Source organism: Labrys neptuniae (genome assembly GCF_040797145.1).
Taxonomy (GTDB): domain Bacteria; phylum Pseudomonadota; class Alphaproteobacteria; order Rhizobiales; family Labraceae; genus Labrys; species Labrys neptuniae.
This window is the reverse complement of sequence record NZ_JBFNQD010000001.1, coordinates 1,372,268-1,384,934: the sequence shown is the minus strand read 5'-3', so window position 1 is coordinate 1,384,934 and position 12,667 is coordinate 1,372,268. Positions and strand designations below refer to the sequence as shown.

The 12,667-nt window shown below is 64.3% G+C and carries 11 protein-coding genes and 1 pseudogene; 7 read left to right on the top strand and 5 right to left on the bottom strand.

What is annotated here, in order from left to right; translation table 11 throughout:
- Window positions 1-15 precede the first annotated feature (15 nt).
- Together ABXS05_RS06600 and ABXS05_RS06595 are read right to left on the bottom strand one after the other, a co-directional pair.
- Complete coding sequence (locus ABXS05_RS06600) at window positions 16-1,308, bottom strand: ABC transporter permease (RefSeq protein ID WP_311944371.1); 1,293 nt, start codon at window positions 1,306-1,308, stop codon at window positions 16-18.
- Window positions 1,305-2,954: a sugar ABC transporter ATP-binding protein gene (locus ABXS05_RS06595; protein ID WP_367623327.1), complete on the bottom strand. Its 1,650-nt coding sequence runs from the start codon at window positions 2,952-2,954 to the stop codon at window positions 1,305-1,307. Before ABXS05_RS06595 ends, ABXS05_RS06600 begins: the two co-directional genes overlap by 4 nt.
- Before the next feature lie 224 nt (window positions 2,955-3,178).
- Here ABXS05_RS06595 and ABXS05_RS06590 point away from each other — a divergent pair, with 224 nt between their 5' ends.
- Window positions 3,179-4,090, top strand: a complete 912-nt coding sequence (locus tag ABXS05_RS06590; RefSeq protein WP_367623326.1) for a GntR family transcriptional regulator — start codon at window positions 3,179-3,181, stop codon at window positions 4,088-4,090.
- A 244-nt stretch (window positions 4,091-4,334) separates the two neighbouring features.
- Here ABXS05_RS06590 and tuf read toward each other — a convergent pair whose 3' ends face one another.
- On the bottom strand, window positions 4,335-5,540 hold the full coding sequence (tuf, locus tag ABXS05_RS06585) for an elongation factor Tu (protein WP_367623325.1): 1,206 nt from the start codon (window positions 5,538-5,540) through the stop codon (window positions 4,335-4,337).
- A gap of 381 nt (window positions 5,541-5,921) precedes the next feature.
- Here tuf and ABXS05_RS06580 point away from each other — a divergent pair, with 381 nt between their 5' ends.
- The gene (locus ABXS05_RS06580; protein WP_367623324.1) at window positions 5,922-6,170 is read left to right on the top strand and encodes a type II toxin-antitoxin system VapB family antitoxin; all 249 of its coding nucleotides are present in this window, start codon (window positions 5,922-5,924) and stop codon (window positions 6,168-6,170) included.
- Window positions 6,167-6,473 (top strand): annotated as a pseudogene (locus ABXS05_RS06575) (PIN domain-containing protein). The gene ABXS05_RS06580 and the pseudogene ABXS05_RS06575 overlap by 4 nt, the downstream one beginning before the upstream one ends.
- Before the next feature lie 127 nt (window positions 6,474-6,600).
- On the opposite strand, the gene ABXS05_RS06570 reads toward ABXS05_RS06575, so the two are convergent.
- Complete coding sequence (locus ABXS05_RS06570) at window positions 6,601-8,421, bottom strand: DEAD/DEAH box helicase (RefSeq protein WP_367623323.1); 1,821 nt, start codon at window positions 8,419-8,421, stop codon at window positions 6,601-6,603.
- Window positions 8,422-8,746: 325 nt separating this feature from the next.
- Here ABXS05_RS06570 and ABXS05_RS06565 point away from each other — a divergent pair, with 325 nt between their 5' ends.
- Together ABXS05_RS06565 and ABXS05_RS06560 are read left to right on the top strand one after the other, a co-directional pair.
- Window positions 8,747-9,556, top strand: a complete 810-nt coding sequence (locus ABXS05_RS06565) for a hypothetical protein (RefSeq protein WP_367623322.1) — start codon at window positions 8,747-8,749, stop codon at window positions 9,554-9,556.
- Between the two features lie 111 nt (window positions 9,557-9,667).
- Window positions 9,668-10,264: a TetR/AcrR family transcriptional regulator gene (locus ABXS05_RS06560; protein ID WP_367623321.1), complete on the top strand. Its 597-nt coding sequence runs from the start codon at window positions 9,668-9,670 to the stop codon at window positions 10,262-10,264.
- 8 nt (window positions 10,265-10,272) lie between these two features.
- Here ABXS05_RS06560 and ABXS05_RS06555 read toward each other — a convergent pair whose 3' ends face one another.
- Window positions 10,273-10,908, bottom strand: coding sequence for a LysE family translocator (locus tag ABXS05_RS06555; RefSeq protein WP_367623320.1), 636 nt, complete (start codon window positions 10,906-10,908; stop codon window positions 10,273-10,275).
- 119 nt (window positions 10,909-11,027) lie between these two features.
- Between ABXS05_RS06555 and ABXS05_RS06550 the strand changes: the two genes are divergently transcribed.
- Together ABXS05_RS06550 and ABXS05_RS06545 are read left to right on the top strand one after the other, a co-directional pair.
- On the top strand, window positions 11,028-11,726 hold the full coding sequence (locus ABXS05_RS06550) for a helix-turn-helix transcriptional regulator (protein WP_367623319.1): 699 nt from the start codon (window positions 11,028-11,030) through the stop codon (window positions 11,724-11,726).
- An 87-nt stretch (window positions 11,727-11,813) separates the two neighbouring features.
- A complete protein-coding gene (locus ABXS05_RS06545; RefSeq protein ID WP_311944355.1) occupies window positions 11,814-12,608 on the top strand; it encodes a DUF72 domain-containing protein in 795 nt (264 codons plus the stop codon).
- Window positions 12,609-12,667 lie beyond the last annotated feature (59 nt).

Sequence of the window (12,667 nt, the reverse complement as noted above, 5' to 3'; positions counted from 1 at the left end):
AGTTCCGGCGATTGATCATGGGGTTTCCTCCAGCTTGTTATAGGTCTTCTCATCCTGTGCCTCGGCTTGCGGGCTCGTCTTGAGCGACGCGAAGATCTGGCCAAGATTGCGTTCCTGCAGCAGCACGGTGAGGATGATGATCAGCCCCTTCATCACCAACTGGACGTTGGTGGAGATGTTGTGAAGCTGCAGGATGTTGGTGAGCAGGCCGAAGATGAGCACGCCGACCAGCGTGCCGGCGAGGCTGCCGCGCCCGCCCATCAGGCTGGTGCCGCCGATCACCACGGCGGCGATGGCGTCGAGCTCGAGGCCGACGCCGGCGTCGGGCTTGCCCTGGCGGTATTGCGCCACATAGAGCACGCCGGCGATGCAGGCGAGCATGCCCGAGAAGGCATAGGTCGCGATCTTCACCGGGGTGACGGCGATGCCGGACAGGCGTGTCGCCTCCTCATTGCCGCCGATGGCATAGACATAGCGGCCGAAGGCGGTGAACTTCAGCACCACCATGAAGAGGGCGAGGGCGGCCAGGAAGAACAGGCCGGGCACGGGCAGCACGCCCCAGAGCACGGCGCGCAGGAGATCGATGTCGGTGGTGGCGTTGGTGCCGGAATAGACGGCGACCACGGCACTGTCCTGGCCGGCGACCAGGCGGGCGAGGCCGAGCATGGTGACCATCATCGCCAAGGTGACGATGAAGGGCTGCAGGCGGCCGCTGACGATGATCGCCCCATTGAGCGCGCCGACTGCGAGTCCGACGCAGGACACCGCAATCAGCACGCCGGGCATGCCGAACTGGCTGCCGGCCTGGGAGGCGAGCCAGAGCGTCAAGAGTCCCGCGACGACGATGCCCGCGACGAGAGGCAGCCAGATGGCCGAAAGCGCCGATCGCCGCCGGTCGTGACGGATCGATGTCGCCGTTGCCACGGATCTGCCCATGCCGAGCTGGCCGGAGACGAAGGAAACGATCAGGGCGACGCCGACCATTGCGACCAGGAAGGTGACAGGCAGGGCGATGCCCGCTGCCACGGTGAGACCCGGCTGGGTGAGCAGCAGCGCCGCCAGCACGGTGCCCAGGGCCAGGATCGAGCCGACGGACAGGTCGATGCCGCCGATCAGGATCACCATGGTCATGCCGACGGCGACCAGGCCGGTGATCGAGACCTGGCGCAGTACGTCGGAGAGATTGCCGGAGGTCAGGAAGATGTTCCGCCCCTTGGAGGTGACCGGCGAAAAGGCGACACCGATCGCAAAGAGGGCGGCGAGGCCCCAATACAGCTTGGTCCGCGACAGAAGTCTCAGAAAGGTCATTGACGGCTCATGGAGGAAGGCGAGGGGCGCGGAATATCGGGGGACGGGTCTTCGGACCCGCCTGCAAGCAAGTCGCCGGCCGGAGATTGCGAACGGGAGCTTCCAGACCGCCGCGGCGAAGCAAGGGTCATGATCGCTTCCTCGCTGGCCCCCCCGCGTTCGAGAATGCCGGCCTGGCGCCCTTCCTGCATGACCAGCACGCGATCGGAGAGCAGCAGCAATTCGGGCAGTTCGGAGCTGACGACGAGGATGGCCATGCCCTGTCCGGCGAGGCGGAAGATCAGATCGTAGATCTCCTTCTTCGCGCCGATGTCGATGCCGCGCGTCGGCTCGTCGAGCAGCAGGATGCGCGGGCCGATGGCGAGCCATTTGCCGATCACCACCTTCTGCTGATTGCCGCCGGAGAGTTCGGCTACGACCTGTTCGTCCGAGCGGCAGCGCACGGAGAGGCTGGCGATCGCCTCGCGGGCAAGCCGGGTTTCCAGGCCGTCGTCGCGCAGGCCGAAGCGCCGCTGCAAGGGCTGGGAAGGCAGGGAGACATTGTCACGGATGGCCGATTGCAGGAGGAGCCCGGTCGCCTTGCGGTCTTCCGTCACCAAAGCGAGGCCGTGCCGGATGGCCTGGCGCGGGCTGTCGATCCGGGCTTCGACGCCGTCGACGACGATCCGGCCCTCACGGCGTCCCATGGTGGCCCCGAAAATCGTTTCCAGAATCTCGGTGCGGCCGGAGCCGAGCAGGCCGGCAATGCCGAGGATTTCTCCGCGATGCAGGTTGAAGGACACGTCGCGCAGCACGCGTTTCCAACCGCCGCGCGTCTGGGGAAGGCTGAGGCCGAGACCTTGCACGGTAAGGGCTTCGGCAGAGCGGTCAGGCGTGTGGGGCGGCGTGGCGAGACTGAGATCGCGGCCGACCATGCTGGCGATGATGCGCTCGGGCGTCAGCTCCGCCATGGCAGCCGTCAGCACGCGCCGCCCGTCACGCATTACCGTGACGCGATCGGCGAGCAGGGAAACTTCATCCATGCGGTGGCTGATATAGACGATGGCCACGCCCGAGGCGGCGAGCTTGCGGATGATGCCGAACAGGCGCTCGCATTCGCTCGGCGACAGGGCAGAGGTCGGCTCATCCATGATCAGGACTCGCGCTTCCAGCGAAAGCGCCTTGGCGATTTCGACCAGTTGCTGCTCGCCGACCCGCAGCGATCCCACGCGTGCTTCGGGATCGAGGGCGACGCCGAAGCCGGTAAGCAGGTTGGCGGCGGCGCGGGCAAGGGCACGGCGATCGACGAACAGCCCGGCGATACGGGGTTCGCGGCCGAGGAAGATGTTCTCGGCCACGCTCATCTCGGGAATGAGGTTGAGCTCCTGGTGGATGATGGCGACGCCGGCAGCCTGGGCATCCCGTACCGAGGCGAAACGCAGGCCGCGGCCACGGCTGAAAAGGTTGCCGTCGAACTCGGTCAAGATGCCGCTGACGATCTTCATCAAGGTGGACTTGCCGGCACCGTTCTCGCCGACGAGCGCGTGCACCTCTCCGGCCGCGATCGAGAAGTCGACGTCGTGCAGGACGGGGACGCCTGCGAACCGTTTGGAGATGCCGCGCGCTTCCAGTGCGGCATCACTCGGTTCGAGCCGGGTGGCGAGCATTGTGCGTTTCCTCGACACTCTTGTGACCGAAGTGTCTTTTATTTATAGAGAACACTAACATGTGCTGCTGGGGGCGGCAAGGGCACAAAGCGTCGCGTTCATATTGGCCCGGTCACTTCAGCACCGCTTGATTGTGCAGCGATGAATCGCGTCTAAGCGGGCCACGCAGAGACGACCAAACGTCGAGCGAAAACGAAATGCGACTGCAATCCTGAGGAACGGCGATGCCGCGCCCGCGCAATGTCTCGATGAAGGCCACCAATCTGGCCCTCGACATCATGGCGAAGCTGAAGCCCGGCGCGCAACTGCCGCCAGAGGCGGTGCTGGCGCGCGAAATCGGCGTAAGCCGCACGGCAATGCGCTCCGCCCTCGAAGGCCTGGAACAGGCGGGACTGATCCGACGCGACGGCCGGCACGCCCTGCTGCACCGGCTGCCGGCGGCCTCGGATTATTTCGGCGTGGCCGAAACCGAAAGCCGCTCGGATCTGGTGGAACGGCGCTTCCTCGAAATGGCAGTCGCCGGCGATCTGATGCCCGGCCGTAATTTCTCGGAGGCCGAGCTCGCGCGGACTTTCGGGGCGAGCACGGTGAGCGTGCGCGAATTCCTGATCGGTTTTTCGCGTTACGGCCTGGTCGAGAAGGCGCCGCGTGGGGGCTGGCGGCTCTGCGCCTTCGATGCGCCCTTCGCCCGCGAGCTTGCGGCAACGCGGCGCACTTTCGAGATCGAGGCGATCCGCCTCTTCACGCAGCGGAGCAGTGATGATCCGGTATGGCGGGAGATTGGCCGGCTGATCGAGACGCATGAGGCCATGAGCCGGGGAGGGGACGAGGTCATCCGCCAGTTTCCGCAACTCGACCGTCGCTTTCACCGCTTCCTGGTAGACCAGCTCAACAATCGCTTCGTGACAAGCTTCTACGATGTCGTCTCCTTCGTCTTTCACTACCACTATCAATGGCGCAAGGATGACGAGATCGAGCGGTATCGCACGGCGCTGGCGGAGCATCTGGGCATTCTGCGGGCCCTGAAAGCCGGGATCATCGAAGACGCGCAGATGCGGCTCGAAGAGCATCTGCAAACCTCGGTGCGCACCCTGCTGGAGTCGGCGATCGGAGCGGGCCAGGAGCGGGCCGGATGAGGCGCGACCAGCCTTCTCCCCTTGCGGGAGAAGGTGGTGCGAAGCACCGGATGAGGGGAGAAACACTGCCTTGCGGGCTTTTTGCCAACACCCCTCATCCGACCTCGTTGCACTCGGCCACCCGAGGCACTTCAAAAGGAAGTGCCAGGTCCCGCAAGGGGAGAAGGCTGGTCGCGCTCTGTCCTGAAAGTCCAAGTCCACGTTGAATGCGGAGGGCAGTTGCCCGCCCTCCGCCGTGCTGCCCTCAGTCGAGCAGCCGGTTGATCACGCCGGCCCCCACCGTGCGGTTGCCCTCGCGGATGGCGAAGCGCGTATTGGCTTCGAGCGCGATGGCTTCGTTGAGGGCGATGGTGAGCACGACGGTATCGCCGGGCATCACCATCTCGACGTCCGGCGGCAGTTCGATGCCGCCGGTGACATTGGCCGTACGGAAGAAGAACTGCGGCCGGTAATGGCCGAAGAAGGGCGTATGGCGCCCGCCTTCTTCCTTGGAGAGCACATGGACCTCTGCCTCGAAGCGGGCATGCGGCTCCGCCGTACCGGGCTTGGCCAGGACCTGGCCCCGCCGGACTTCCTTCAGCTCGACGCCGCGCAGCAGGCAGCCGACATTCTCTCCGGCAAGACCCTTGTCCAGAATCTTCTGGAAGGTCTCGATGGAGGTGACCACCGTCTTGCGACGGGCACCGAAGCCGATGAGCTCGACCTCGTCGCCGAGCCTGACCGCACCGCGCGCGATCAGGCCGGTGATCACTGTGCCCCGGCCAGAGATGGTGCGCACGCTCTCGATCGGCATCAGGAAGGGCCGGTCCTCGGCGCGCTCGGGCAGCTCGATCGTGCTGTCCAGCGCCTCGAAGAGCCGGAGGATCGCCTCATCCGCCAGTTCGCCCTTGACCCCGTTCAGGGCCAGCAGGGCGGAACCGCGGATGAAGGGCACCTTGTCGCCCTCGTAGTTCTGCCGCGTCAGGAGCTCGCGGATCTCGAGCTCGACAAGGTCGATCAGTTCCGGATCCTCCACCGCATCGCACTTGTTGAGGAAGACCACGATGCGGGGCACCCCAATCTGCCGCGCCAGCAGGATATGTTCGCGCGTCTGCGGCATGGGACCATCCAGAGCCGACACCACGAGGATGGCGCCGTCCATCTGTGCCGCGCCGGTGATCATGTTCTTCACATAGTCGGCATGGCCGGGGCAGTCGACATGGGCATAATGGCGGTTCTCAGTCGAGAACTCGACATGGCCCGAAGCGATGGTGAGAATCTTCGAGGCATCGCGCGTGCCCTGGGCGGCAGAGGCGCGGGCCACGTCCTGATACGAGACGAAAGCTCCCCAGCCTCGGTCTGCCGAGACCTTGGTGAGCGCCGCGGTCAGCGTCGTCTTGCCATGGTCGACGTGGCCGATGGTGCCCACATTGCAATGGGGCTTCAACCGGGTGAACTTTTCCTTGGTCATGCTACACCTGTGGTGCTTGCCGGCCCTCGCTTGGGAGGTTGCACGGCTCAGGGCACCACGAGAGCCAAAAAAGTGCCCGGAACCGCTTTTGCGTCCGGGCTGGCTCGATCTCAGGTGATTTCGGTCCGGCCTAGGGCAAAGCGCGTGCGGCCGAGGAATCGATGTTCCTCGGGATCATCAGCGATATCGACGATGATTTCCGCATGGGTCCGGTGCCTTGTGGCGGGTAACGAATTGGGATGGCGCAAATAGGGGTTTGCGGAAGGAAAAGCAAGGGGGACTTTAAGAAGAACTCGATTGACGTGCTGACTTGCCGGCAATAGCCATCTCGATAGCAAATGCTTCTTTTCCTATCTTGTGTCGAGGACGAGGAGCAGTGATGTGGCCGAACCTCAACTTTCAGTTAGAAGCGCCAAGGCACGAGACCTTGCTCATCGCCTCGCCCGGCGCGAGAGGCGTTCCATTGCCGACATCGTCGAACGGGCCCTCGAGGCCTATGAAATTCGGGAAGCGGGAAGGGAGCCGGCCGCCGCCTTCTATGCGCGTCTTACTTCTCAAGCGGGAAGCGAGATTGATTTGGAAGCCGTAATCAAAGGGTCCCGGCGGCCACATTCGGGCATCGATCTTTGATTTTTCTCGACACCAATGTCGTCTCAGAAAGCCTTCGCAAAGCGCCGTACGAGGCCGTAATGGCGCGGCTCGTCCGCTTCGACAGCGACCTTGCTTTGCCGACCGGATTTTCGGCCTGACGGAGGAGGCGGTGCTCACCTATGGCGACATCATGGCCGAGGCCTTGCGCCGGGGGCGGCCGATGTCCGCCCCGGACGGCATGATTGCCGCGATTTCGCCGTCAATGGCGGGCGACTGGCCACTCGAAATCGGGCCGATTTCGAAACGACCGGCCTCGATCTGATATCACCATGGGAGTTTTGAGCGGTCGCGCTCTATCTGTTTCGCCTTAGAGCGTTTTCCAGAAAAGTTGATAGACTTTTCGATTAAGAAAACGCATTAAAACAAAGAGTTAGAGAGAAAGTGCGATTCAACGAAATCGCACTTTGCTCTAGGCTCCACGACCGCGCCTTTTCCCGGGCTTTTCATCCGACCAAGGCTTCTTTTCATCGGACCACGGCTTCTTCGGACCCTTGCGGTGCGGCTTGGGCTCGCGCGGCGCATCCTCGCCACCGCGGTCGCGATAGGGCTGGATGCGGATGTTTTCCTCGTCGGGCCGGCGGGCATTGGCGGCAAAGTGCTCGGCGGCTTCCTTGGCGATCTCCACCACGGTCTCATTGTCGAGGATCTTGATGTTGCCGATGTCGCGGCGCTTAACGCCGCCGCGGCGGCAGAGCATCGGCAGCAGCCATTTGGGATCGGCATTGTTGCGGCGTCCGATCGAGAGGCGGAACAGCACGGCATCGGGATCGGCCGGCACCTCCTCGCGCTCGAAGCGGCGCGGACGCTCGGAGCGCTCGGGACGGTCGTCGCGCTCGAAGCGGGAGGGGCGCTCGTCGCGGCCATAGCGGTCGTCGCGCTCGAAGCGCGAGGGCTTGCGGTCGCGCCGCTCGAAGCGCTCGCCCGGGTCGCTGATCTCCTCGGGCTCGGGCAGGCGAGCGCGATAGACGCGGGCGAGCGCCGCGGCAATGTCCTCGGCACTGCGGTTTTCGAGCAGCAGCTTGGCGATGGCCAGGTCTTCCTCGCCGGGGGCTTCCGTCAGCAGCGGATCTTCCAGCATGCGCTGCTGGTCGAGCACGCGGATTTCATCGGCGGTCGGCGGCCCCATCCACTGAGCTTTCACGCCTGCCTGACTGAGCAGGATCTCCGCCTTGCGGCGGCGCGACATCGGCACCAGCAGGGCGCTGATGCCCTTGCGGCCGGCGCGGCCGGTGCGGCCAGAGCGGTGCTGCAGCTTCTCGGCGTCGGTGGGCAGGTCGGCATGGATGACCAGGCCGAGATTGGGCAGGTCTATGCCACGCGCCGCCACGTCTGTGGCGACGCAGATCTGGGCGTGGCCGTCGCGCAGGGCCTGCAGCGCCTGGTTGCGCTCATGCTGGCCGAGCTCACCCGAGAGCAGCACGGCCGAAAAGCCGCGTTCGCGCAGGGTGGCATGTAGATGGCGCACGGATTCGCGCGTATTGCAGAACACGATCGTGGTGGGGGAGGCGACGAGGCGGAGCAGGTTGACGACAGCATGCTCGGTTTCCTTGGGAGAAACGCGGATGGCGCGGTATTCGATGTCGGCATGGCCGCGCTCGGCGGTCTTCACCTCGATGCGCAACGCATCCTTCTGATAGGTGCGCGCGATGGCGACGATGCCCTTGGGCATGGTTGCCGAGAAGAGGAGGGTACGACGGTCGTCCGGGGTGGCTTTGAGGATGAACTCGAGATCCTCGCGGAAGCCCAGGTCGAGCATCTCGTCGGCCTCGTCGAGCACTACGGCACGCAGGGCTGAGAGATCGATGCCCTTGCGTTCGATGTGGTCGCGCAGGCGGCCGGGCGTGCCGACCACGATATGGGCACCGTCGGCGAGCAGGCGGCGCTCGCGGCGCGGGTCCATGCCGCCAACGCAGGAAACCACACGCCCACCAGCCTTCTGGTAGAGCCAGAGCAATTCACGCTCGACCTGTATGGCGAGCTCGCGGGTCGGCGCGATGATCAGGGCCAGGGGGGCATCGGCCTGTTCGAAGCGCTCGTCGTCGCCGAGCAGGTCGCGGGCGATAGCAAGGCCATAGGCCACCGTCTTGCCCGAGCCGGTCTGGGCTGAAACCAGCAGGTCGCGGTCGGCGGCATCATCGGCCAGCACGGCGGACTGAACCGGGGTGAGTTCTTCGAAATTGCGATCGGTCAGAGCCTGGCGCAGCGCCGGGTTCAGGGAAGGAAGTGTCACGGAATGAACCTGTCAGATGAGAAAACCGGTCATGTGAAATGCCGGGTCCGGGGGCGGCGCGCCCAAAAGACAAGTCCGCGCGCCAGCGTCCACTTCTGCAGGATTTCACTGATGCAGCAGCCCATACAGGAAAGCGCGGTCAATTGCGAGGCCGATCACGCGATGCTGCTGCGCGTTTGCAACATGGCGGCAGCGCCGTCGGGATTGGATCGTCGCCCACAACAATCCGGCTCGACCGCTCTTTGGCGCTCAAATCCACGTTGCCAAGCGGACAAGCCCTCATGCAAACATCGGGGAGGGGTGGCGGGAAAGGCAAGGCGAGCCGATGGATGGGTCTGCGACGGAGCGTGAACATTTTTCCCGCTATTACGCTCGCTATCTGGTCGCCAAACACGGCTACAGGCTGGGAGCCCTGCCACAATCGGAGGCGTTGTTGCAGCACTGCGACTATGTGCTGACCAGATCGGCCGGCAAACGCATCTCGATTGTCGGCATCGTCAATTGCGACAGTACCGAAGGCAAGACCTTCACCATGCCGGCGCAAGGTCTCGCAGGGCTCGCGCAGCAGGTCGCTGGTTCGCTGCCGGCAGCCGAAAAATTCGCAATCACGATCTACGAGATCGGCTCCCGCGCCATCGGACGAGCCGACAAGTTCCGTCTGTCGGGGCATGGGAGCCGTGGCAGGAAGTATGCCACCAAGGCGATCGCCGTCGACGTTTCGAAGCGCCGCGCCTGGCCCTTGCCTTTGTTCGGGCGTAGGTTCAGTCCGGCCGGGCAGATGGAGAAGCTGCTTCGCGCGCCGCGGTTGTCGGCCGCTGAATTGTCCAGGCCGGAACGGGCTGTCAAGTTGGGAAGGTTAATCTTCGTCTGGGTGCTGATGGCCCTGCTGCTGGCGGTTTTCATCGCTGAGCAGGTCTTCGCCGTCGGCAAGACCGGAAAACCGGCCGTGCCGACCGTCGAAACCCTTCAGATCCTGGGAGGCCTCAGCCATCGGCCGGTGATTGGAGATAAACAAAGGCGGCACCTGTTCACGGTACCGGCGCGGCATGCCGACATCACAAACATACCGCCTTCAACTGCCTGGCGCTCTTCCCAACATCTGCTGCGATCGAAAGCCGTTGGGGAGGTTGCGTGATACCTGGTGGCAGCCGGTCTTGGCCGGGCCGATCCTGTTGCAACGACTCCCATTCTTGTGCATCGCAACAATATTATTGACAAATCTGTCCGAAATAGTGTTTCTGATGCCATGGCAAGACCGAGAGAATTCGATCGTGACGAGGCGCTCAAGCGCGCCACCGCCGTGTTCTGGGCCAAGGGCTTCGAGGCGGCATCCACCGACAATCTGCTTGCGGCGATGAAGATTGGTCGCCAGAGCCTCTACGACACGTTCGGCGACAAGCGCCGCCTCTATCTGGAGGCTTTGGGGCGCTATCAGGCGGTCAATCTTGCCAATCAGCTTGCGCAACTCGACGCGGAAGCATCGCCCCTCGCCGGGATCCGCCGGATGCTGCTGGCGGTGGCGGAAGCCGATCCCTCCTTCCGAGCTCTCGGCTGCATGAATGTCGGCGCGATCGTCGAGTTCGGCCGGAACGACGAAGAAATTGCCGGCATGCTCGCCGAGAACGAGGCCGCGCTCGATGCGGCGCTGGAGGGCAGCCTGCGCAAGGCCAGGGCGGCAGGCGAGATCGGCGCGGGCACGGACATCAAGGGCGCTGCACGTTTCATCCAGGCGACATTGCGCGGCCTCAAGGTCAGCGGCAAGGCCGGTGCCGATACGCAGAGCCTGCGCCAGAGCGTGGAGTTCGCTCTTGCGGCGCTGACCAAGGACGCGCGCCGAGGCTGAGGCGGCGTTCACAAGCCGGCGAGCCGATGGACGAGGCCGAAGGCGGCAACCCCGACCAGCAGGAGGCCTGCGCTACGCCCGGCCCAGATGCTGAGGGCAGGGCTCGAGGTCAGGGCGTCGCGGCCGCGCGCAGCCATCAGGGCCAGTCCGCCGTAGACGGCAAACTGTACCAGCACCGTCATCAGGCCCATCACCAAAGCCTGGGGCCAGAGCGGCCCGAAGCTCGGGTTGAGGAATTGCGGGTAGGCCGCCAGTACGAATAGCCAGGCCTTCGGATTGAGCAGGCATGTCATCAGTCCCTGGCTGAAGATGCGCGCCGGCGCCACAGCGCGGCCGGTTTCGACCTCGCCGACGGTTATCGAGCTGCGCAGCAGCCGGATGCCGATCCAGATCATGTAGGCCGAGCCGACCAGGATCATGGTGGTGGCGAGGGCGGGGACCAGCCGGCTGAGGGCGGCGACGGCGACCGTGCCGAACAAGGTATGGCAGATCCCGCCCGCCATGATGCCCGAGGTCGCGGCAAGGCCCGCGCGCCGGCCGCCCGTCAAGGCATTGGCGAGCACGAAGAGCATATCCATGCCTGGCACGATGATGATGCCGGCGAGCAGGATGAGAAAGAGCCAGAGATTGTCGGTATAGGTCATGTCAGTTGCCAGCCAGGGGCGAGGCCCGTTCGGTGACGTCCTCGCCGCTTTTTCAAAGGGTTGGCTGCCTCTATAGAGAGAGGCAACTGACAGGGATGTGTCAGTTGTGAAGGGGGCTCATGCGCAAGGCGGCACGGTTGTTCGAGATCATTCAGATTCTCAGGCTAGCGCGGAAGCCGGTCACGGCTGCCGCCATCGCCGAGGCCCTGGAGGTCACGATACGTTCGATCTATCGCGACATCGCCGCGCTGCAGGCCATGCGGGTGCCGATCGAGGGAGAGCGCGGCATCGGCTATGTCCTGCGCTCGGGCTTCGACCTGCCGCCCCTGATGTTCTCGATCGAGGAGACGGAGGCGGTGATGCTCGGGCTGGCCCTGATCGAACGTGCCGGCGATCCCGAACTGACACAGGCCTCGCGGCGGGCCGGCGCGAAACTGGCGGGCGCGGTGCCCGAGCCTCTGCGCCAGCTGTTCTCCTCGCGCACGCTGCATGCCTGGGGCGAGATCGCACCGACGCCCGAGCGCATCGATCTCGGCCTGGTGCGCCGGGCCATTCGCGACGAGGAAAAGCTCGCGCTCGATTATCGCGACGAACAGGGGCAGCAGACGCGGCGGACGGTGCGCCCGCTCGCCCTCATCTATTATTCGCAGGCTTTCGTGCTGGTGGCCTGGTGCGAGCTGCGGCAGGCGATCCGTAACTTCCGCGCCGACCGCGCTTTGTCCTGCATGCCGACGGGGCAATACTTCCGCCATGAGGGCGACCGCTTGCGCGAATTGTGGATTTCGGGCTGGCAGAGCAACCAGGGACAGTCAGGATAAGAAGCGCTCCCGGGCCAGAGGTTTCGGGTTGCCGGACTCGGCGTACTATGGTCGGTTGGCGACCGAGAACAAAACGGGAGAATTCGCATGACTGGCCAAATCCGCGTCGGCATCGGTGGTTGGACCTTCGAACCGTGGCGCGGCAGCTTCTATCCCGCCAGCCTGGCCCAGAAGCGGGAACTCGAATATGCCAGCCGCCAGGTGACGGCGATCGAGATCAATGGCACCTATTACGGCTCCCAGAAGCCAGAGAGTTTCGCCAAATGGCATGCGGAGACGCCGGATGACTTCATCTTCGCGATGAAGGCGAACCGTTTTGCCACCAACAAGAAAGTGCTGTCCGACGCCGGAAAGTCGATCGACATGTTCATCGGCAGCGGCATCGTCGAATTGAAGAAGAAGCTCGGGCCGATCAACTGGCAGTTCATGCCCACCAAGAAGTTCGATCCGGCCGATTTCGAAGGCTTCCTCAAGCTCCTGCCCAAGAGCCATGAAGGTCATGCGTTGCGCCATGTCGTCGAGGTCCGCCACGACAGCTTCAAGGTGCCTGAGTTCATCGAGCTGGTGCGTGCCTACGATGTCGGCATCGTCCTGACCGACAAGGCGGATTTCCCGCATATCCACGACGTCACGGCTCCCTTTGTCTACGCGCGCCTACAAGCGGCGAAGGAGGAGGAGGATCTCGGTTATTCCGCTGCTGCGCTGGACAAATGGGCGGAGCGCTCCAAGGCCTGGGCCAAAGGTGGCGAGCCTGCCGACCTCGACAAGACATCGGACAAGAAACCCTCCCAGGCGGCCAGTCGGGACGTCTTCGTCTTCATGATCAACGGCTTCAAGCCCAAGGCACCCACCGCGGCGAGGGCGCTGATCGAGCGCTTGTAAGCGCCGTCATCGCAGAACGGGGCAGGGATCGACAGCGCTGCCGTTGGGTCACACAGGCG

Excerpts from the sequence above, each read along its gene's own strand:
- ABXS05_RS06600 (WP_311944371.1), bottom strand. The coding sequence starts at position 1,308 with ATGACCTTTCTGAGACTTCTGTCGCGGACCAAGCTGTATTGGGGCCTC.
- ABXS05_RS06595 (WP_367623327.1), bottom strand. The coding sequence starts at position 2,954 with ATGCTCGCCACCCGGCTCGAACCGAGTGATGCCGCACTGGAAGCGCGC.
- ABXS05_RS06590 (WP_367623326.1), top strand. The coding sequence starts at position 3,179 with ATGCCGCGCCCGCGCAATGTCTCGATGAAGGCCACCAATCTGGCCCTC.
- tuf (WP_367623325.1), bottom strand. The coding sequence starts at position 5,540 with ATGACCAAGGAAAAGTTCACCCGGTTGAAGCCCCATTGCAATGTGGGC.
- ABXS05_RS06565 (WP_367623322.1), top strand. The coding sequence starts at position 8,747 with ATGGATGGGTCTGCGACGGAGCGTGAACATTTTTCCCGCTATTACGCT.
- ABXS05_RS06560 (WP_367623321.1), top strand. The coding sequence starts at position 9,668 with ATGGCAAGACCGAGAGAATTCGATCGTGACGAGGCGCTCAAGCGCGCC.
- ABXS05_RS06555 (WP_367623320.1), bottom strand. The coding sequence starts at position 10,908 with ATGACCTATACCGACAATCTCTGGCTCTTTCTCATCCTGCTCGCCGGC.
- ABXS05_RS06550 (WP_367623319.1), top strand. The coding sequence starts at position 11,028 with ATGCGCAAGGCGGCACGGTTGTTCGAGATCATTCAGATTCTCAGGCTA.
- ABXS05_RS06545 (WP_311944355.1), top strand. The coding sequence starts at position 11,814 with ATGACTGGCCAAATCCGCGTCGGCATCGGTGGTTGGACCTTCGAACCG.